17 protein-coding genes are annotated in these 19,110 nt (G+C 69.0%); 10 read left to right on the forward strand and 7 right to left on the reverse strand.

Translation table 11 applies throughout. The annotated features are described in order from the left end of the window. The first annotated feature begins 105 nt into the window (after nucleotides 1-105). From kdpB to kdpE, 6 genes are read left to right on the forward strand one after another with little or no spacing between them, the layout of a single operon-like run. Nucleotides 106-2,199 carry a potassium-transporting ATPase subunit KdpB gene (gene kdpB / locus ACQY8B_RS26190; protein WP_422084595.1) on the forward strand — a complete coding sequence of 698 codons (2,094 nt, stop codon included), beginning with the start codon at nucleotides 106-108 and terminating at the stop codon, nucleotides 2,197-2,199. A 13-nt stretch (nucleotides 2,200-2,212) separates the two neighbouring features. Beyond that, nucleotides 2,213-2,824: a potassium-transporting ATPase subunit KdpC gene (gene kdpC / locus ACQY8B_RS26195; protein ID WP_422084596.1), complete on the forward strand. Its 612-nt coding sequence runs from the start codon at nucleotides 2,213-2,215 to the stop codon at nucleotides 2,822-2,824. A 13-nt stretch (nucleotides 2,825-2,837) separates the two neighbouring features. Then, nucleotides 2,838-3,212, forward strand: coding sequence for a hypothetical protein (locus ACQY8B_RS26200; protein ID WP_422084597.1), 375 nt, complete (start codon nucleotides 2,838-2,840; stop codon nucleotides 3,210-3,212). After that, nucleotides 3,202-3,333 carry a hypothetical protein gene (locus tag ACQY8B_RS26205; protein ID WP_267898697.1) on the forward strand — a complete coding sequence of 44 codons (132 nt, stop codon included), beginning with the start codon at nucleotides 3,202-3,204 and terminating at the stop codon, nucleotides 3,331-3,333. The genes ACQY8B_RS26200 and ACQY8B_RS26205 overlap by 11 nt, the downstream gene beginning before the upstream one ends. 14 nt (nucleotides 3,334-3,347) lie before the next feature. Further along, nucleotides 3,348-6,113 carry a DUF4118 domain-containing protein gene (locus tag ACQY8B_RS26210; RefSeq protein WP_422084598.1) on the forward strand — a complete coding sequence of 922 codons (2,766 nt, stop codon included), beginning with the start codon at nucleotides 3,348-3,350 and terminating at the stop codon, nucleotides 6,111-6,113. A gap of 4 nt (nucleotides 6,114-6,117) precedes the next feature. Further along, nucleotides 6,118-6,816, forward strand: coding sequence for a two-component system response regulator KdpE (gene kdpE, locus ACQY8B_RS26215; RefSeq protein ID WP_422084599.1), 699 nt, complete (start codon nucleotides 6,118-6,120; stop codon nucleotides 6,814-6,816). Nucleotides 6,817-6,942: 126 nt separating this feature from the next. Here kdpE and ACQY8B_RS26220 read toward each other — a convergent pair whose 3' ends face one another. The 7 genes from ACQY8B_RS26220 to ACQY8B_RS26250 form a co-directional block, all read right to left on the reverse strand. Then, complete coding sequence (locus ACQY8B_RS26220) at nucleotides 6,943-8,061, reverse strand: zinc-binding dehydrogenase (RefSeq protein ID WP_422084600.1); 1,119 nt, start codon at nucleotides 8,059-8,061, stop codon at nucleotides 6,943-6,945. A gap of 86 nt (nucleotides 8,062-8,147) precedes the next feature. Next, nucleotides 8,148-8,693 (reverse strand): dual specificity protein phosphatase family protein, encoded by a 546-nt coding sequence (locus ACQY8B_RS26225; RefSeq protein ID WP_422084601.1) that lies wholly within the window; start codon nucleotides 8,691-8,693, stop codon nucleotides 8,148-8,150. Then, on the reverse strand, nucleotides 8,690-9,181 hold the full coding sequence (locus ACQY8B_RS26230; RefSeq protein WP_422084602.1) for a hypothetical protein: 492 nt from the start codon (nucleotides 9,179-9,181) through the stop codon (nucleotides 8,690-8,692). Before ACQY8B_RS26230 ends, ACQY8B_RS26225 begins: the two co-directional genes overlap by 4 nt. Then, the gene (locus tag ACQY8B_RS26235; protein ID WP_422084603.1) at nucleotides 9,178-10,323 is read right to left on the reverse strand and encodes an MGDG synthase family glycosyltransferase; all 1,146 of its coding nucleotides are present in this window, start codon (nucleotides 10,321-10,323) and stop codon (nucleotides 9,178-9,180) included. The genes ACQY8B_RS26230 and ACQY8B_RS26235 overlap by 4 nt, the downstream gene beginning before the upstream one ends. A 459-nt stretch (nucleotides 10,324-10,782) precedes the next feature. Next, nucleotides 10,783-11,859: an IS110 family transposase gene (locus ACQY8B_RS26240; RefSeq protein ID WP_422084604.1), complete on the reverse strand. Its 1,077-nt coding sequence runs from the start codon at nucleotides 11,857-11,859 to the stop codon at nucleotides 10,783-10,785. 302 nt (nucleotides 11,860-12,161) lie between these two features. Beyond that, nucleotides 12,162-13,607 (reverse strand): nicotinate phosphoribosyltransferase, encoded by a 1,446-nt coding sequence (locus tag ACQY8B_RS26245; protein WP_422084605.1) that lies wholly within the window; start codon nucleotides 13,605-13,607, stop codon nucleotides 12,162-12,164. Between the two features lie 66 nt (nucleotides 13,608-13,673). Beyond that, entirely contained in the window at nucleotides 13,674-14,744 is a 1,071-nt protein-coding gene (locus ACQY8B_RS26250; RefSeq protein ID WP_422084606.1) for a bifunctional nicotinamide-nucleotide adenylyltransferase/Nudix hydroxylase, read from the reverse strand. 83 nt (nucleotides 14,745-14,827) lie between these two features. On the opposite strand from ACQY8B_RS26250, the gene ACQY8B_RS26255 reads away from it, so the two are divergent. The 4 genes from ACQY8B_RS26255 (at nucleotide 14,828) to ACQY8B_RS26270 (ending at nucleotide 19,036) form a co-directional block, all read left to right on the forward strand. Continuing rightward, the gene (locus ACQY8B_RS26255) at nucleotides 14,828-15,661 is read left to right on the forward strand and encodes a pseudouridine synthase (RefSeq protein ID WP_422084607.1); all 834 of its coding nucleotides are present in this window, start codon (nucleotides 14,828-14,830) and stop codon (nucleotides 15,659-15,661) included. Next, complete coding sequence (locus ACQY8B_RS26260; protein ID WP_422084608.1) at nucleotides 15,628-16,755, forward strand: winged helix DNA-binding domain-containing protein; 1,128 nt, start codon at nucleotides 15,628-15,630, stop codon at nucleotides 16,753-16,755. The genes ACQY8B_RS26255 and ACQY8B_RS26260 overlap by 34 nt, the downstream gene beginning before the upstream one ends. A gap of 165 nt (nucleotides 16,756-16,920) precedes the next feature. Continuing rightward, the gene (locus ACQY8B_RS26265) at nucleotides 16,921-17,577 is read left to right on the forward strand and encodes a response regulator (RefSeq protein WP_422084609.1); all 657 of its coding nucleotides are present in this window, start codon (nucleotides 16,921-16,923) and stop codon (nucleotides 17,575-17,577) included. Between the two features lie 67 nt (nucleotides 17,578-17,644). Next, a complete protein-coding gene (locus ACQY8B_RS26270) occupies nucleotides 17,645-19,036 on the forward strand; it encodes a sensor histidine kinase (RefSeq protein WP_422084610.1) in 1,392 nt (463 codons plus the stop codon). Nucleotides 19,037-19,110 lie beyond the last annotated feature (74 nt).

Here is a 19,110-nt window from a genome sequence, read left to right on the forward strand (position 1 = left end):
CACTTCGTGTCGCTTCGCCATCCCCCCTCGCCGGGGGCAACACCTGCGGCCCGGCAAAGCCGGTTCCGCGGTGTTCCTGGAACCTCCCTTTGAGGAGCAACTGACATGCAAACCAAATCTTCTCTTTCGCTGTTCGACGCGGCGCTGGTCAAGCCCGCGCTGTGGGCCGCCTTCGCAAAGCTCAACCCGCGCACCCAGTGGCGCAACCCGGTGATGTTCATCGTGTACATCGGGAGCATCCTGACCACGGTGCTCTGGGTGCATGCGCTGAGCTTCCCGGGCGACACCGGCATGAAGCCCGCCTTCGTGCTGGCCGTGACCATCTGGCTGTGGTTCACCGTGCTGTTCGCGAACTTCGCCGAAGCCCTGGCCGAAGGCCGCAGCAAGGCGCAGGCCGCTTCGCTGCGCGGGCTGCGCAAGGACACCTGGGCCAAGAAGCTGCAGGAGCCGCATCACGGCGCACAGTGGCTGCCGGAGCAGGCGCCCAACCTGCGCAAGGGTGATGTCGTGCTGGTCGAGACCGGCGACGTGATCCCGCTCGACGGCGAAGTGATCGAAGGCGTGGCCTCGGTGGACGAAAGCGCCATCACCGGCGAATCGGCGCCCGTGGTGCGCGAATCGGGCGGCGACTTCTCGGCCGTGACCGGCGGCACCCGCGTGCTGTCCGACTGGCTGGTGGTGCGCATCTCGGTGAACCCGGGCGAGTCTTTCCTCGACCGCATGATCGGCATGGTCGAGGCCGCCAAGCGCCAGAAGACGCCCAACGAGATCGCGCTGACCATCCTGCTGGTGGCGCTGACCATCGTGTTCCTGATGGTCACGGTCACGCTGCTGCCGTTCTCGATCTTCAGCGTGGAAGCCGCCGGCGCCGGCACCGTGGTGTCGCTCACCGCGCTGGTCGCGCTGCTGGTGTGCCTGATTCCGACCACCATCGGCGGGCTGCTGTCGGCCGTGGGCGTGGCCGGCATGAGCCGCATGATGCAGGCCAACGTGATCGCCACCTCGGGCCGCGCGGTGGAAGCCGCCGGCGACGTCGACGTGCTGCTGCTCGACAAGACCGGCACCATCACGCACGGCAACCGCCAGGCCACTTCGTTCCTGCCCGCGCCCGGCATCACCAAGGCCCGGCTGGCGCGCGCCGCCATGTTCTCGTCGCTCGCCGACGAGACGCCCGAAGGCCGCAGCATCGTCGAACTGGCCCGCCGCGACGGGCTGGACACCACCGCCGTGGAGGGCGCGCGCTTCGTGCCCTTCACCGCGCAGACCCGCATGAGCGGCGTCGATTTGCCGGCCGAGCCCAACAGCCTGGACACCGACGACATCCTGCTGCGCAAGGGCGCGGTCGATGCGGTGCGCCGCCATGTGGAAGCGCTCGGCGGCAGCATGGCGCCCGAGGTGCTGCGCGCGGCCGAGGAAACCGCCCGCCGCGGCAGCACGCCGCTGGCCGTGGCCGAAGGCAACCGCGTGCTCGGCGTGGTCGAGCTCAAGGACATCGTCAAGACCGACATCAAGGAGCGCTTTGCCGAACTGCGCCGCATGGGCATCAAGACGGTGATGATCACCGGCGACAACAAGCTCACGGCGGCGGCCATCGCGGCCGAAGCCGGCGTGGACGACTTCCTGGCCGAAGCCACGCCCGAGGACAAGCTGGCGCTCATCCGCCAGTACCAGTCCGAAGGCCGCCTCGTGGCCATGACCGGCGACGGCACCAACGACGCCCCCGCGCTCGCGCAGGCCGACGTGGCCGTGGCCATGGGCAGCGGCACGCAGGCCGCCAAGGAGGCCGGCAACATGGTCGACCTGGACTCCAACCCGACCAAGCTGCTGGAAGTGGTGGAGACCGGCAAGGCGCTGCTCATGACGCGCGGCTCGCTCACCACCTTCTCCATTGCCAACGACGTGGCGAAGTACTTCGCCATCATTCCGGCGATCTTCGTGTCGACCTATCCGCAGCTGGGCGCGCTGAACGTGATGCGGCTGGCGAGCCCGTCCTCGGCCATCCTGAGCGCGGTGATCTTCAACGCGCTGGTCATCGTGTTCCTGATTCCGCTGGCACTGAAGGGCGTGCGCTACCGGCCCGTGGGCGCCGCGTCGCTGCTGCGCCGCAACCTGGCCATCTACGGCCTGGGCGGCTTGCTGGTGCCCTTCATCGGCATCAAGCTGATCGACTGGCTTCTTGTCGTCGTCCATCTCGTCTGAGGAGTTTTTCATCATGAACAACAACAGCGGCAACATCGCCCGCCCCGCGCTCGTGCTCTTCGTGCTGCTGAGCGCGCTCACCGGCCTGATCTACCCGATGGCCGTCACCGGCGCCGCCAAGGCGGTGTTCCCCGCGCAGGCGGCCGGCAGCCTGGTCGTGCTCGACGGCACCACGGTGGGCTCGAAGCTCATCGGCCAGAACTTCAGCGATCCGAAGCACTTCTGGGGCCGCCCGTCGGCCACCGCGCCGCAGCCCTACAACGGCGTGGCCTCCGGCGGCTCGAACCAGGGCCCGCTCAACCCGGCGCTGACCGATGCCGTGAAGGCGCGCGTCGAGGCGCTGCGCGCGGCCGACCCGGGCAACACCGCGCCGGTGCCGGTCGACCTGGTCACCGCATCGGCCAGCGGCCTCGACCCGGACATCAGCCCGGCCGCAGCGCGCTACCAGGCAGCGCGTGTCGCCCGCGTGCGCGGCATTCCGCTGGACCGCGTCAACACGCTGATCACCGACAACACGGAAGGCCCCAAGTGGGGCTTCCTGGGCGAGTCGCGCGTCAACGTGCTCGCGCTGAACATCGCGCTCGACGCTTTTGCAGGTTCCTTCAGTCCTTCGACTCCCCGTTGAGGAGAAACAAACCATGGCCTATGCCGCCTACCGAGAACACCCCGGCGTGCCGCGAACGCACGCACTCATGAGCAAGCCGAACAGCAAGCAGGGCACGGGGCCGTACTACGTGCTCGACGTCACCGTCTGCTGCGCCGACGCCCTGCGCGTGCGCCGCAGCATGGCCGGCTGCCCCGACGCGGGTGTGGTGCGCTGCGAGCCGCTGCTGCACGCCTGCAGCACGCAGGAAAGCGATGCGCCCTGCGTGCGCCTGATGATCCGCCTGCCGATCGGCAGCTACGCGGACGTGCTGCATCGCCTGATCGAATGCGTGCCTTCGGGCGAGATCGGCCGGCTCGTGAGCTGGCGCGATCACCTCGCGCGCTGCGGCCTCGGCCATGGTCACTGACCTGCTTCTTGCGCTGCTGGCGATGGCGGCGCTGTTCGTGCCGCTGGGCTTTGCCTGGTGGGTGCTCTCGCGCACCGCGCGGCGGCACGCGGACCGCCGCAAGGACCCTCCGATGCGATAACCTGCGCGGCACCCATGCTCGACGACCGCCCCGACCCCGACGCCCTGCTCGCGCAACTGCGCAGCGACGAAGCGCGCGCGCAGCGCGGCAAGCTGCGCATCTACTTCGGTGCCAGCGCTGGCGTCGGCAAGACCTGGGCCATGCTGAGCGCCGCGCAACGCGAACGCGCCGCCGGCCGCGACGTGCTCATCGGCGTGGTCGAGACCCACGGCCGCAGCGAGACCGCCGCGCTGCTCGCGGGGCTCGACGCGCTGCCGCTGCGCGAGCTGGCCTACCGCGGCCGCACCCTCGCCGAGTTCGACCTCGACGCCGCGCTGGCCCGCAAGCCAGCCGTGCTGCTGGTCGACGAACTGGCCCACACCAACGCCCCCGGCTCGCGCCATGCCAAGCGCTGGCAGGACGTGCAGGAGCTGCTGGCCGCCGGCATCGAGGTGTGGTCGGCGCTCAACGTGCAGCACCTGGAGAGCCTGAACGGCACGGTCGGCGCCATCACCGGCGTGCGGGTGCACGAGACCGTGCCCGACACCGTGCTCGACGAGGCCGACGAGGTGGTGCTGGTCGACGTCACGCCCGACGAACTGACGGCGCGGCTCGCTGCCGGCAAGGTCTACCTGCCGCGCCATGGCGAGAACGTGGCCGAGCGTGCGGCGCAGAACTTCTTCCGCAAGGGCAACCTCATCGCGCTGCGCGAGATCGCGCTGCGGCGCACCGCCGAACACGTGGAAGACGACGTGCGCGGCTGGCGCGTGGAGCAGTCGGGGCCGGGTGCCGGCGGGAACGGAAAAGGGCGCGGCCTGCAGGCCTGGAACACCTCGGGCGCGATCCTCGCCTGCGTCGGTCCGCACGAAGGCGCGGCGCAGACGGTGCGCACCGCGGCGCGGCTGGCGGGCCAGCTCAATGTGCGCTGGCATGCGGCGTATGTCGAGACGCCCCGCCTGCAAAGGCTGGCGGCCGCCGAGCGCGACCGCATCCTCGCCGTGCTCAAGCTGGCCGAGGAACTGGGGGCGGCCACGGCGGTGCTCACCGGCTCCGACGTGGCGGAGCAGCTCGCCGAACAGGCACGGCGCCTCAACTGCGCAACCCTGGTGCTCGGGCGCTCGGAGCCGGCCGCGGGCTGGCGCCGCTGGTGGCCCGCCGCCGCATCGCCCCCGCTATCGCGCGCGCTGGCGCAACGCGCGCCCACGCTCGACATCATGGAAGTCGCGCCTGCCGACAGCTCGCGCCGCCTGTCGCGCGCGCCGCTGGAAGGTGCGCGCATCGACAGCGACGACCACGAGAAAGCGCCCACCTACTGGCCGGCCTACGCATGGGCCACCGCCACCAGCATCGCGCTGACACTGGTGTGCACGCCGCTTGCCAGCGTGCTGGAGCTGTCGAACATCGTCATGCTGTTCCTGCTGGGCGTAGTGGGCGTGGCAATGCGTTTCGGGCGCGGGCCTTCGGCGCTGGCGGCGCTGCTCAACGTCGCGGCCTTCGACTATTTCTTCGTGCCGCCGCGCCTGTCCTTCGCGGTCAGCGACGTGCAGTACGTGCTGACCTTCGCCATCATGCTGGGCGTCGGCCTGCTGGTGGGGCAGCTGACGGCCGGCCTGCGCTTCGCAGCCGGTGTGTCGACCAGCCGCGAGCGGCGCGCTCGCTCGCTGTTCGAGCTGACGCGGGAGCTGTCCGCCGCGCTCGAAAGCTCGCAGGTGGTCACGCTCGGTACGGCCGCGGTGCAGGGGCACTTCGGCGGCCATGCGATGGTGCTGGTGACCGACGCGGCCGACCAGCTCGTGCTGCCGGCCAACGCACCCGAAGGCTTCGATCCGCAGGTGGCCGACTGGGCCTTCCGCCACGGCCAGCCGGCCGGCCTGGCGACCGCCACGCTGGCCGCGCAGCCCTGGCACTACGTGCCGCTGCGCGCGCCGATGCGCGTGCGCGGCGTGCTGGCGCTGTCGCCCGCGCAGCCGCGCTGGCTGCTCATTCCCGAGCAGGCGCAGCAGCTCGACACGCTGGCGCGGCAGATCGCCATCGCGCTGGAGCGGGTGCACTACGTCGAGGTGGCGCAGCAGGCAGTGGTCGAGATGGAGTCGGAGCGGCTGCGCAACGCGCTGCTCGGCGCCATCTCGCACGACGTGCGCACCCCGCTCACCGCGCTGATCGCGCTGGCCGAATCGCTGCAGACCCTGCCGCCCGAGGAGCGCGACAACGCCGCGCGCGCCATCGTCGCGCAGGCGCACGAGCTGCATGCGCTGGTCAACAACCTGCTCGACATGGCGCGGCTCGAAAGCGGCATCGCCGGCGGCGCGGTCAACCTGCGGCGCGACTGGCAGTCGGTGGAAGAGGTGGTGGGCTCGGCCATCCGCGCGGCGCGCACCTCGCTGGGCGACACCGTCGTGCACACCGCGCTCGGCGCCGGGCTGCCGCTGGTCGAGTTCGACGCGGTGCTGATCGAGCGCGTGCTCGTCAACCTGCTGGAGAACGCCACCAAGTACGGCGCGCCGCCCATCGAAGTCGGCGCGCGGGCCGAGCCCGGCACGCTGGTGCTCACCGTGCGCGACCACGGCCCTGGCCTGCCCGCCGCGCTGCTCGGCCACGAGCAGAAGCTGTTCGACAAGTTCACGCGCGGCGAGGCCGAATCGGCGACGCCGGGCGTGGGCCTGGGCCTGGCAATCTGCAAGGCGGTGGTGAGCGCGCACGGAGGCGAGATCACCGCGTCGAATGCGCGCGGCGGCGGTGCAGAATTCACGGTCACGCTGCCGCGCCGCGAGCCGCCCGAATCCGCCGAAGCACAACTCTGAACCCATGCCAGCCCCCACCGCCATCGTGATCGAAGACGAACCGCAGATACGCAGGTTCGTGCGCGGCGCGCTCGAGGCCGAAGGCTGGCTGGTGCACGAGGCCGGCACCCTGCGCGACGGCCTGGCGGCGGCCGGCACGCGGCAGCCCGACCTGCTGGTGCTCGACCTCGGCCTGCCCGACGGCGACGGCGTCTCGCTGATCCGCGACGTGCGCGGCTGGTCGGCTGTGCCGATCATCGTGCTGTCGGCGCGCACCGACGAGGCCGACAAGATCGCCGCCCTCGATGCCGGCGCCGACGACTACCTGACCAAGCCCTTCGGCACCGGCGAACTGCTGGCGCGCGTGCGTGCCAACCTCAGGCGCCCCCGCGCCGCGGGCGGCGGCAATGACGAACCGGCCGAGGCGCTGTTCCGCTTCGGCGAGATCGAGTTCGACCGCGCGGCGCGGCTCGTGCGGCGGGCCGGCGCTGAAGTACACCTGACGCCCACCGAATACCGGCTGCTGTCGGTTCTGGTCGCAAACGCAGGCCGCGTGCTGACGCAGCGCCAACTGCTGCGCGAAGTGTGGGGACCGTCGCACACCGACCAGAGCCACTACCTGCGCATCTACATGGGGCACCTGCGGCAGAAGCTCGAGGCCGATCCCGCGCAGCCCCGGCATTTGCTGACGGAGACGGCTGTGGGGTATCGGCTGGTGGTCTAAGTTTTTGGTGCACTGCGTTGGCTGCTGCCCGCTAGAGGGCTGTGGTGAGGGCAGCCGGCATCAACCTCCCGGCAGAGCCCGGTACGCGCCGTACCGTGTACCGGGCGCTTTACCCGGAGACCACGATCACTTGTTCGGATTCAGCAGGAACTTCTCACCAGTAGCCTGCTTGCCATAAACCCCGATCGCATCGAGCTGCAGCATCTCCACCAGCGAAACCTCGCGCGTGTACTTGCTGGCGAAGGTGGTCTTCAGCTCCGCCACGACACGGGCCTTCAAACGCTGCGTACCGGCATCGCCGAGCTTGCCGAGGAACGGAAACAGCAGCCACCCGCCCATGCCCCACGCCATGCCGAAGTTGCGCACGAATTCGGTGGGAGAGCGATCAAGGCCGCCGTAGATGTAGACCTGCTTGTGCGTGGTCGAGCCGTAGCGGCTGTATTCCTTGGCGGTGCGGTTCAGTGCCGCTTCCATGCAGCCGAGGATCTGCCCGGCGAGCTTGCCGCCGCCGGTGGCGTCGAAGGCCAGCGTGGCGCCGGTCTCTACCAGCGCCTGCGTCAGGTCTTCGAGGAAGGTGGGCGAGGTGGCGTTGCAGACGTACTTCGCGCCCAGGCCGCGCAGCAGGTCTTCCTGCTCCTGCTTGCGCACGATGTTGACGAGCGCGATGCCGTCCTTCTGGCAGATCTTGTTGAGCATCTGGCCCAGGTTGGACGCGGCGGCCGTGTGCACCAGCGCCTTGTGGCCCTCCATGCGCATGGTCTCGACCATGCTGAGCGAGGTGAGCGGGTTGACGAAGCAGGATGCGCCTTCGGTCGGCGTGGTGCCGTCCGGCAGTTCCAGGCACTGGGCGGCGGCGAGGCAGCGGTACTGCGAGTACATCGCGCCGCCGATGGCCGCCACGGTCTTGCCGAGCAGCGCCTGCGCGGCCGGCGACGATCCGGCCTTGACCACCACGCCCGCACCTTCGTTGCCCACCGGCATCGACTGGTCGAGCCGCGCCGCCATCGCGGGAAGCACGCGCTCGGGCACGGTGGCGGTGACGACCGGGCGCTCGGGCGTGCCCGAGGCCTTGGCGGTGCTCATGTCGGCCGCGCCGAACAGCAGGCCCAGGTCCGACGGGTTCAGGGGCGACGCCTCGACGCGGATCACCACTTCGTGGGCCTGCGGTTCGGGGATCGGGTCGTCGTGCAGAGAGAGTTCGAGTTCGCCGTTCGCGCGAACGAGGGAGCGGATTTGGAGTGCCATGGAAGAGCCCTTCGTGAAGCTTCGCAGATGGCCATCGGCCACGGGGCGGCCAGTATAGGAGCGGGGTACGGAAGCCGCTGGCGCCTTCAGGACACCACGGGGATCACGGGGGCATGCGCCAGCGCGTGGCACATCTTCGCGGGGTCGAGCCGCTCGATGTAGCGCGGGATGTTGCGCCACAGCGTGTGGTAGCCGTAGCCGCCTCGCAGCATCTCGTGGCGCGCGCTGTCCTTGTCCCAGTCCTGCACGGCCATGCGGTAGACCGCGGCGATCACGCCGGTGCGGTCGGCGCCGTGCATGCAGTGGATCAGCACCGGCCCCTGCTTCTCCGCCTCGCGGATGGCGAGCAGCGCGCGCAGCACCTTGGCGTCGTCGATGGACCAGGTGTTGATCGGCACGCGCACCAGCCGCATGCCGGTGCCGGCGAACACCTTCTTGTCGTCGTTGAACGAGCGCAGGCTCACCACCGTGCGAATACCGAGCGCCTGCAGCGCGGCCATGTTGGCGCGCCGGGGCTGCGCGCTGCGGTACAGCGTGGGCGTGATGCGGTGCAGGTTCTCGACGTGCAGTTCGTCGAGCGGGTCGGCCCAGTGGCCGGGGCGCGTTTCGTCGTCGCCGCCAGCCGCGCTCATGGCTTGCGCTTCCAGTGGCGAACCGAGAGGATCAGCAGCGCCACCGCGAGGCCGCCCCAGTAGTCCACCGGCGCGCCCCACAGCCAGTGCTTGTGCCAGAACGCGTCGACCGGGTTGAAGCGCGCCCAGCCGAAGGCCGGGTTGATGATGAACCACAGGAAGTCCTCGCAGACCCAGAACACGATCAGCCCCGCCACCGCGAGCCCGACGTTGCGCCATGTCCAGCGGCCGTTGAAGGCCAGCGGCGAGAAGAACACCAGCGCCATGAACGTGAACACCCATGCGTGGTAGCCCGTCATCGCGCGGCCGCCCCAGAAGATGTCGAGCCAGATGCTGTTCTCGATGCGCCAGGTCGGCAGCGACGTCGCCCAGCCGGCGCCGCCTTCGATCTGGATCTCGGCGTTGGCGAAGAAGAAGGCCATGACGGCCACCCAGGCGAGATAGCCGAGCGTGCGGCCCACGCCGGTCTTTTCGGTGTCGCGGTTCATGCCGCGCTATCCGACAGAACGTGTTGCAGCACCGCGCGCGCGGCCTGCGGCTTGCCCAGCGCGCGGCTGCGGGCGGCCATGTTCGCGAGCTTGGCGGTGTCGGCCATCAGGCGCGCCACTTTGTAGTCGAGGCCGATGGCGTCGTAGGCCAGCCACGCGGCGCCTTCTTCCATCAGGAAGCCGGCGTTGTGTTCTTCCTGCCCGGGGATGGGCGAGATCAGCAGCATCGGCTTGCCCAGCGCCAGGCATTCCGACACCGTGAGACCGCCCGGCTTGGTGACGACGAGGTCGGACGCGGCCATCATCTTGTGCATTTCGTTGGTGAAGCCGATGGCGACCACGCGCCCCGGGTAGCGCCTGGCCAGCGCCTCCAGCTTGCCGTATGCCTCCACGTTGCGGCCCGCCACGGCAATGACCTGGAAGCTGCCTTCGCCGCCGAGGCCGAGCACGCGCTCGACCATGCTCGGCAGGTCGCCCACGCCCGCGCCGCCCGAGGCCATCAGCAGCACCGGCCGCGAAGGATCGAGGCCCAGTTCTGTTGCACAGGCGTTGCGCGCGAGCGCCGGTGCGTCGGGCTCGGAGAACGCCGGCATCACGGGGATGCCTGTGACGTGGATGCGGTCCGCCGGAATGCCGCGCGCCCGCAGGCGGAACGCCACTTCTTCCGTGGCGGCCAGGTAGCCGGCCATGCCCGGCACGAGCCACATGTTGTGCAGGTCGTAGTCGGTGATCTGCAGCCACACGGGGTAGTCGATGCGGCCGCGGTTGCGCTCGCGCATCAGCAGTTCCGCGGGCAGGAAGTGCGTACAGATCACGGCGTCGGGCTGCTCGCGGCGGATTTCCTTCACGAGGGCGCCGGTGCTCAGCCGCTCGATGCCGCGGCGCAGGCGTTGCGAGGGCGCGTGGTGCGGCGTGGTGTCGGTGCGCTGGTGCAGGTACGACCACAGCTCGGGGGCCCGGTTCACGAGCTGGATGTACCAGTCGGTGTAGACCTTTCGAAAGCCGCCGGCCACATGGGCCATCGCATCGATGTGGACCGCCGTGCAGGGCGGGGCGAGGGTCTGGGCGGTGGCGGCAAGCGCCTGTGCTGCACGCACGTGGCCGTTGCCGGCGCTCACGCTGAGGATCAGGAGTTTGGTCATGAAATCCGGGAGTTGGGCGGATTATGGCGATGCTGTGTGGCGGTGCTTTTTGGGGCCGTCGTTTGACGCCGTCATTCAGTGCGCGCTCACGCCGACGGGGTACCTTGCTCCGCGAATGTCCCCCGGCCTGCGGCCTCCTCCTTTTACCGGGACTTCTCACCCAGTCAAGGCTGTTTTCTTGCCAGGCTGTATTGCCTGCCGTGTGATGAGGACCAAGCTGCAACGAAACGAGGAACAGACTGCACATCTACCGTCGGTCTTGTTGCACCGGCTCGTGGCCGTGCGGACCCAGATACGAACCGCTCAGCGGGGCTCCATTCATTTCTCGTGATGCCCACTGCAATTGGCGCCACCAAGGAGGAGTCGAGCTTGCCCGCTGCCGGTCTGACCTGTTCATTGCATCTTCGAACTCACGTCTGGCAAGCAGATAAACAACCGAGCTTGTTCAAGTGGATCGCGCTACGTGGCAATGACCGCGGCGATGGCGCCTGGCGGCTTGGTGCTCACGTGGTGTGCATCGAAGGCCCGGCCCCTTGCGAACACGGCCCACAGGATGCGCGCGTTCTTGTTGGCCAGCGCCACCACCGCCGTCTGCCAGCCCGATCTCTCGCGCAGCGCCTGTGCCCAGCGCGAGATCGGGTCCTGTCGTCTGTGCGCTGTCAGCACCACCGATTTGGCCCCCTGGATGAGCAACGTGCGCAGGTACGAGTCGCCTCGCTTGGTGATGCGCCCCAGGTTGTTCTTGCCGCCGCTGGAGTTCTGCCGGGGCGTCAGGCCCAGCCAGGCGCCGAACTGCGCACCATTCTTGAATTGCTTGAAGTCGACCACGGTGGCCACCACAGCGGATGCGGTGACCGGCCCCACGCCCATCAACTGCTCAGCCTGACGCACCTGCTCGCTGGCCTTGCCGTGCGCGGCGATGCGCTCGTCGCACCATTGCATATGCGCATCGAGTTCCTGCCACTGTGCATAGGCGCGCTGCAGCGCCAGCCGGGCCAGGCCACCCAGTTCGTTACTGGCGTCTTCGATCGCGTCGGGCAGCGCCCGGCGCAGCGCCTCGGGGCTTTGGGAGAACACCACCCCGAACTCCGCCAGCAGACCCCGAACGCGGTTGATGCAGGCGGTGCGCTGTGCCTTGAAGCCCTCGCGCAGGCGGTGGATGCAAAGCATGCTCTGCTGCTCGACGCTCTTGATGGGCACGAAGTGCATGTGCGGGCGCGAGGCGGCCTCGCAGATGGCGGCGGCATCGTTGGCGTCGTTCTTGCCGCTCCTGCCCTGCGGCCGATAGGGCAGGACATGTTGCGCAGCGATGATGCGCGCATCCAACCCCAGGGCGAGCAGCTTGCGTCCCCAGTGATGGGCGCTGGAGCTGGCCTCCATGGCGACCAGGCAGCCCGCGGGAAGTTGCACGCACCAGGCCAGGAATTTGTCGCGTCTCAATGCGCGCCCGCTCACGCGCAGCCCAGCGCCGTTCACCGCGTAGACCTGGATCACGCTCTTTGCCAGATCGACGCCAACTCGGGTAATCTCGTTCATGGGGCTTCTCCTTCAAAAGGTTTCAGATTGACTTCGCAAATCAATCTTGGCACTCGATGCCGTGACCGTGAAGCGAGAAGTCCCTTCGCATTCATTTCGCTGCGCAAGGCACCCCGCCGTCGTGAGCGTTCAGAGCACTGGTTGATCGGCCAGCACGAGAGCCGCGCTCGTTGTGCGCAGGGCACCGGGTGCTCCCCGCAGCGAAATAAAGGAGGAGCCCGAAGGGCGGGGGACATTCGCGGAGGGGAGTACCCGGTGGCCTGTGCACCCGCCCTGAATGAATGAACCCCGAGTCTTGCCCGTCAGAGAGGCGCCCGCGAAGTAATGAACTGATTCACCCCCGCAGCAGCCCGCTCGCGAACAGCATCGAAAGTGGTGCTCTCCACGATGCGCCCGTTCTCGAACACCGTCTGCAGCAAGTCGGCCTGGCCCGCCGCCAGCGTCTCTTCACGCACAGTGCTTTCGACGCCGTTCGCATCGCGTACCAGCGCAAGACGCCCCTTCTTCGAAGCCTTGCCCATGTCCCCCACGGGCGACTTGTACACGTCGCGCCACTCGCCGTTCACCTGCATCGCCGAGCACTTCATCGCCCACTGCATCGTGTCGCGGTTGACCTGCTGCAACAACCCGCCGCCCATGCCGAAGGAGATGTTCTCCGTCGAAAAACCGTTGTGGAAAAAGTTCGACAGGCACAGCCGCAGCGAATCGAGATTCACGCCGTCGCCCTGGATGATGCGCACGTTGTTCAGCACACGGAAGCCCTTGGCGTTGGTCGTCGTGCCGAAGCGCTCGGCCAGGATCTGCGCCACCTTCAGCGTGGTTTCCGCCGGGTCGCCCGAATCCGGCCGCACCACCAGCGTCGCGCCCGAGGCCACCACCTTCGCCTTCAGCTCGTCGCCCCAGATGCGCGCGCAGGCATTGAAGATGTCGTAGCTGTCGCTCACCACCGCAAAAGTGGCGCCGGGCTTGCCGAACTGGTCGACCATGTTGCTGTACGCATCGGCTTCATGATCGCGGCCCCAGCCCGTGATGGTGCTGTGCTCCGCCGCCGGAATCGAAAAGCCCGCCACGTCGCAGTCGTAGTACCGGCGCGCCGCCACCAGCGCGGCCAGCGTGTCGGTGCCCATGAAGTTCACCAGGTGCGCCATGCCGCCGAGCGCGGCCGATTCGAGGCTCGACACGCCGCGCGCGCCGAAGTCGTGCAGCCTGAAGGCGATCTGCCCTTGCGGGTCGTCGCAGGTCGCTTCCAGGTAGCGCAGCAGCGTGGTGCGCGCTGCTGCCGACAGCGTGGCGACCGTGGTGGGATACCAGATAGCGCGCAGCAGCTCGGTCTCGAGAAAGCTCGTGACCCAGAAGAACTCGGGATCGGTGTTCTCGATGGTCGCTAGCACGTTGTGCACCGGCGTCACGCTGCCTTCGGGCACGGCGCGGATGCGCACCGGCATCAGCCCGCCGTGCTTCTCGATCAGCCGCAGCCAGCCTTCGCGGTTGAAGGGCTCGCCGTGCGCGGCCATGAGCAGGGTGGCTTCTTCCACGTCGTCGCGCGTCACCGGCGTCTGCAGGTATTCGCGCAGGTAAGCCTGCAGCCCGAAGAACAGCGAGTGGCTGAAGATGCCGCCGCGCGACTCGATGTAGCTGTATACCGTCTGCGTGCCGGGCGGGTACTGCATCCAGTGCGACACCTTGTAGGAGTCGGTGCGAAGCAGCAGGTTGTTGCCCAGGGGCGAGGAGGTGAGATTGCGGTTCATGTGAAAGCTCCTTTCACTGTGGCACCCGTCAACCGGGTGCCGTTCTTGCTGACAAAGCCTGGTCGTTCAGTTCTTGCCCAGGCCACCCAAAAAATGATTCGCGATGAAGAAGTGGTCTTCGTAGATGCGGTCCTGCATGTCGAGGAACTCGGCGATCGGCACCCAGCGCACTTCGGCCGCGTCGTCGTCCGCGCGCACTTCCGAAAGGCCTGCCCACTGGTTGTGCGCCAGTTCGAAGAAGAAGCCGTGCGTGATGGTGCGCCCGCGCTGCGAGCGGTCGGGCGCGTCGAACACATGGCTGGCCTTCATGCTGCCGTTGAGCACTGGCACGGGCACCTTGAGCCGGGTTTCTTCCTTCAGCTCGCGGATGGCCGCGTCCTGCAGCCGCTCCTGCTGGCCGACGAAGCCGCCGGGCAGCGCCCAAGTGCCCTTGCCTGGATGGAACTTGCGCTGCACCAGCAGGATGTGGCCGGCCTCGACCACGACGGCGTCGACCGTGGTGTAGATGGGTGGAAACTCGCTGCCTGCGTAGCGGTACTTGTCGCGGTAGTCGAGCAGGAAGGCGCGCTCTTCGCTGAGCTCGGCGTAGTCGGCGGTGCGGGTGAACTGGTCGAGGAACGCGGCCGTGCCGTCGGGCAGGCCGGCGCGTGCGAGCTGCCCGCGGTTCTCGGGGTCGAAGTAGAGGCTGCGCACGTCGGTGGCGTTGAGGCTCTCCACGCTGTTCTGCCCGACGAACTCCCAGTGCGGGAACATCTTCAGGTAGTAGCTCGATGCGTCCTTCAGGTGCCCCACCAGTGCCACCTTGGCCTTGGCCGGTGCATGGCCGTCCTGCGCGATGAGCCGCTCGACCGCCGACTGGATCGACGCGATCCAGATCTGGTCGTTGTAGGGCGAGTCGCCCACGCCGACCACGCTCACGCGCATCTGGTCGCTGCTGCGCAGGCAGGCGCGCACCATGCGTTCGCGTTCGTCGAAGGTAAAGGGGTTCTTGACGCTTCGCGGCTGCCGGTCGGAGCCGACCACCACGATGACCCGATCGGCGGCGCGCGAGGCCTCTTCGATGAGTCGTTGATGTCCGAAATGAACGGGCTGGAAGCGCCCGATGACGATGGCGTATTGGTACTTGCGTGTGCTCACTTGGGAATCCCCCAAAAAGGGCGCGATCAGCTCGCGCTTGCGTTCAGGATAGCATCGGTGCCGCACATTGATCAAGCCTTCCGATGACCGAGCCCTCTTCTCCCCCCGCCGATGCCGTGCGCCTGAACAAGCGCATGGCCGAACTGAAAATGTGCTCGCGCCGCGAGGCCGACGAATGGATCGCCAACGGCTGGGTGAAGGTCAACGGCAAGCCGGCCGAGATGGGCGTGAAGGTCACGCCCTCCGACCGCATCGAGATCGACAAGGCCGCCAGGGGCCAGCAGGCGAACCAGGTCACCATCCTCATCAACAAGCCCATCGGCTACGTGAGCGGGCAGGCCGAGGACGGCCATGAACCGGCGGTCACGCTGTTCACGCCGCAGAACCGCTGGGCCGAAGACAACGCGCGCTTCTTCTTCAGCCCGCAGCAGCTGCGCGGCCTGGCGCCGTGCGGCCGGCTCGACATCGACTCCATCGGCCTGCTGGTCATGACGCAGGACGGCCGCATCGCGCGCCAGCTCATCGGCGAAGACTCGGTGATGGAAAAGGAATACCTGGTTCGCGTGGCCTACCACGGCCTGGGCCAGCCCGCGCCCACCGGCCAGCTGGTGCGCATGAACGACGACGACCCCGTCACCACCAACGTGCAGGCGGTGTTTCCGCCGGCCATGCTCGCGAAGCTGCGCCACGGCCTGAGCCTCGACGGCCAGGCGCTGAAGCCGGCGCGGGTCGAATGGCAGAACCCGGAGCAGCTGCGCTTCGTGCTCACCGAAGGCAAGAAGCGGCAGATCCGCCGCATGTGCGAGCTGGTCGGCCTGAAGGTGGTGGGGCTGAAGCGTGTGCGCATCGGCAAGGTCATGCTGGGCAACCTGCCGGTGGGGCAATGGCGATACCTGGCGCCGCACGAGAAGTTCTGAGCCTGCGCGCGCTGAACCGCGCCACGCTGGCGCGGCAGATGCTGCTGCAGCGGCGCAGCCTCACGGCGGCGCAGGCCGTCGAGCGGCTGGCCGGGCTGCAGGCGCAGGCGCCCAACCCGCCCTACATCGGCCTCTGGAGCCGGCTCGAAGGCTTCCGGCGCGAGCAGTTGACCGACGCATTGCACAAGCGCCGCATCGTGCGCATGTCGACCCTGCGCGGGACGCTGCACCTGATGAGCGCGCGCGACGCGCTGGCATGGCGCCCGCTGCTGGAGCCGGTGCATCAGCGCGGCCTGCAGGGCAGCAATCACAAGAAGGCGCTCGACGGCATCGACCGCGCGGCGGTGGTCGAGGCCGCACGCACGCTGCTCGCCGAGCGTCCGCGCACCGGTGCCGAACTCGGGCAGGCCCTCGGCCTGCGCTGGACCGGCCGCGAGAGCGCCTCGCTCGCCGCGCTGATCCGCAACAGCCTGCCGCTCGCGCACTTGCCGCCGGCGGGCACCTGGAACTCGCACCAGAGCGCGCTGCTGCAGCCCCTTGGCGACTGGCTCGGGGATGCGGCGGCCGATGCCACCCCCGCCACCCAGGACGACCTGCTGCTGCGCTACCTCGCCGCCTTCGGTCCCGCCACGCTGGCCGATGCCGGCGCATGGTCGGGCCTCACCGGCTGGAAGGCCGCGGCCGAGCGCCTGCGGCCCCGGCTGCGCGTGTTCATGGGCGAAGACGGCCAGGAGCTCTTCGACCTGCCCCGCGCGCCGCGGCCCGACCCCGACACGCCCGCGCCGCCGCGCCTCGTGGCCGAGTGGGACAACCTGTTGCTCTCGCATGCCGACCGCGCCCGCGTGCTGAGCGAGGCGCACCGTGCCCGCGTGTTCACCGCCAACGGCATCGTGCGCGGCACGGTGCTGCTCGACGGCTTCGTGGCGGGTGTCTGGAAGATCGAGCGCGAGAAGAAGAACATTGCCGCCGTGCTGCTGGAGCCCTTCGCACGCTGGTCGAAGGCCGACCGCGCTGCAGTGGAGAAAGAGGCCCTCGACCTGCTGGCCTTCGCCTCGGACGGCGAGGGCGAGCGCCACGCCGTGCGCATGGCCTGAGCGTTGCCGCGGCGCCATTGCCTCCGCCATTGCCTGCGCGATTGCCCCCGCGATGCACCCGCCGCCTAAGCCGCGTCTAAGTATTCACACCTACTCTGCGCCCCGGCGCAGGCTCTTCCGATCATCCCGGTCGCGTGCTACCTTGCGGCCGAAGGAGTCGCCGCAATGCGCGTTCTGCTGGTGGAAGATGACGAGATGATCGGGCGCAGCCTCAAGCAGGCGCTCGAGGGTGCGGGCTGGTCCGCGGATTGGGTGCGCGACGGCGAGCTTGCCCAGAGCGCGCTGGGCGACGGCGGCTACACCTGCGTGCTGCTCGACCTCGGCCTGCCCAAGCAGGACGGCACCGAGGTGCTGCGCCGCGCCCGCGAACGCGGCGACGCCACGCCGGTGCTGGTGCTCACCGCCCGCGACGGCCTCGACGACCGCATCCACAGCCTCGACCTCGGCGCCGACGACTACCTGCTCAAGCCCTTCGAATTCCGCGAACTGCTCGCACGCATGCGTGCCATCGTGCGGCGGCGCGACGGTGCCGCGCATTCGCTGGTCGGCAGCGGCATGCTGCAGCTGGACCTCACCACGCGCGAGGTGCTGGTCAACGGCGAGCGCGAGGCGCTCACCGCGCGCGAGTTCGCGCTGCTGCACGCCCTGCTGGAGCGCCCCGGTGCCATCCTCTCGCGCGAACAACTCGAGAACCGCATCTACGGCTGGGGCGAAGAGGTCACCAGCAATGCGATCGACGTGCTGATCCACGGCATGCGCCGCAAGCTTGGCGCCGACTCTATCCGCAACGTCCGCGGCCTGGGTTGGCGAGTGGTCGCATGACCAGGCTCGCCCCCAGGCTCGGCGCACTTCGTGTTGTTGCGGCGTTTCGCGAACCGGCCGTTGGTCCATGACCGGCGGTGACCGTAGCGGCGGCCGCTGGTGGCGGCCGCATTCGCTGCGCACGCAGCTGCTGCTGTGGCTCATCACGCTGCACCTGGGTGCCGCGGTGCTGACTGCGTGGTTCTCTTTCGTGGCCTACGGCAACCTCGTGCACAACGCGCTGGACGACCAGATGCGCCTCGTGGCCGAGTCGTATGCGGGCAGCGACCCGCTCAAGGTCCCGCGCCCGATGGACGGCGAGGCGGCGTTCTCGCGCGGTGCCTTCATCGTGCAGATATGGAGCCCCGACGGCCACACGCTGCGCGCCAGTTCGTGGCCGGTGCTCGCGGTGCCGCTGCAGTCGCGCGCGGGCTTCAGCGACGTGAGCACGGGCACGCATGCGCAGTCGAGCTGGCGCGTGTTCACCGCCGAGCCCGGCGCGCGCGCCGACCAGCCGCGCGTGCAGGTGCTGCAGAACGAGGACTACCGCCGCCGCCGTGCCCTGCGCCGCGCATTGCTCGAAGGCCTGCCGATCACGCTGCTGCTGCCGCTGGCGCTGCTGATCCTGTGGATCATCGTGTCGGCCGCCTCGCGCTCGCTGCGCGCGGTGGCGCGCGACGTGGCCTCGCAGGACGAACGCAGCCCCACCGAGCTGTCGCTGTCGCGCGTGCCCGAAGAGATCGCACCGCTGGTGGGCGCCTTCAACAACCTGCTGTCGCGCGTGCGCAGCGCCTTCGCCACGCAGCGCCGCTTCGTGCAGGATGCGGCCCATGAGCTGCGCACGCCGATGGCCGCCATCGGCCTGCAGATCGAGAACCTGCGCGCGCACGTGCCGGCCGGAGAGGCGACCGAGCGCTTCAACCAGCTCGAAGCCGGCGTCACGCGCGCGCAGCACCTGATCGAGCAGCTGCTCAACCTGTCGCGTCAGGACGCGCCGCAGCGCAGCACCGCCGGCGAGCGTGTCGACATCGAAGTGCTGCTGCGCGAAAGCGTGAGCCAGCTCATGGTGCTGGCCGATGCACGGCGCGTGGACATCGGCTTCGAGGGCGGCATCGCGGCAGTGGTGGTTGCGCCCGCGGCCGAACTGCGCAGCGTGTTCGACAACCTGATCGACAACGCGCTGCGCTATGCGCCCGAAGGCGGCGTGGTCGACGTGAAGCTGCACCAGTTCGGCGGCCATGCGGTGGTCGACGTGCTCGACAACGGCCCCGGCATTCCGAAGGCCGTGATGGGCCGCGTGTTCGATCGCTTCTTTCGCGTGCCGGGCGCGGCGGCGGGCGGCAGCGGCCTGGGGCTGGCCATCGCACGCACGGCGGCGGAGCGGCACGGCTTGCGCATCGAGCTGCACAACCGCGACGACGGACCGGGATTGATGGCGCGCGTGCATCTGCCGCCGTCTCCGGCAGCGGCGCTTTCTTGATGAGTGCCAAAGGCCGAGGCGTGGCGCGGCCACTCACCGGCGCCTAACTCTTCGCTCACCTTCACCTCAGTCTG

The organism is Variovorax sp. (assembly GCF_965279555.1).
Lineage (GTDB): Bacteria > Pseudomonadota > Gammaproteobacteria > Burkholderiales > Burkholderiaceae_C > Variovorax.

Coding starts and splice junctions, on each gene's coding strand:
- kdpB (WP_422084595.1), top strand. CDS start 106: ATGCAAACCAAATCTTCTCTTTCGCTGTTCGACGCGGCGCTGGTCAAG.
- kdpC (WP_422084596.1), top strand. CDS start 2,213: ATGAACAACAACAGCGGCAACATCGCCCGCCCCGCGCTCGTGCTCTTC.
- ACQY8B_RS26200 (WP_422084597.1), top strand. CDS start 2,838: ATGGCCTATGCCGCCTACCGAGAACACCCCGGCGTGCCGCGAACGCAC.
- ACQY8B_RS26205 (WP_267898697.1), top strand. CDS start 3,202: ATGGTCACTGACCTGCTTCTTGCGCTGCTGGCGATGGCGGCGCTGTTC.
- ACQY8B_RS26210 (WP_422084598.1), top strand. CDS start 3,348: ATGCTCGACGACCGCCCCGACCCCGACGCCCTGCTCGCGCAACTGCGC.
- kdpE (WP_422084599.1), top strand. CDS start 6,118: ATGCCAGCCCCCACCGCCATCGTGATCGAAGACGAACCGCAGATACGC.
- ACQY8B_RS26220 (WP_422084600.1), bottom strand. CDS start 8,061: ATGGCACTCCAAATCCGCTCCCTCGTTCGCGCGAACGGCGAACTCGAA.
- ACQY8B_RS26225 (WP_422084601.1), bottom strand. CDS start 8,693: ATGAGCGCGGCTGGCGGCGACGACGAAACGCGCCCCGGCCACTGGGCC.
- ACQY8B_RS26230 (WP_422084602.1), bottom strand. CDS start 9,181: ATGAACCGCGACACCGAAAAGACCGGCGTGGGCCGCACGCTCGGCTAT.
- ACQY8B_RS26235 (WP_422084603.1), bottom strand. CDS start 10,323: ATGACCAAACTCCTGATCCTCAGCGTGAGCGCCGGCAACGGCCACGTG.
- ACQY8B_RS26240 (WP_422084604.1), bottom strand. CDS start 11,859: ATGAACGAGATTACCCGAGTTGGCGTCGATCTGGCAAAGAGCGTGATC.
- ACQY8B_RS26245 (WP_422084605.1), bottom strand. CDS start 13,607: ATGAACCGCAATCTCACCTCCTCGCCCCTGGGCAACAACCTGCTGCTT.
- ACQY8B_RS26255 (WP_422084607.1), top strand. CDS start 14,828: ATGACCGAGCCCTCTTCTCCCCCCGCCGATGCCGTGCGCCTGAACAAG.
- ACQY8B_RS26260 (WP_422084608.1), top strand. CDS start 15,628: ATGGCGATACCTGGCGCCGCACGAGAAGTTCTGAGCCTGCGCGCGCTG.
- ACQY8B_RS26265 (WP_422084609.1), top strand. CDS start 16,921: ATGCGCGTTCTGCTGGTGGAAGATGACGAGATGATCGGGCGCAGCCTC.
- ACQY8B_RS26270 (WP_422084610.1), top strand. CDS start 17,645: ATGACCGGCGGTGACCGTAGCGGCGGCCGCTGGTGGCGGCCGCATTCG.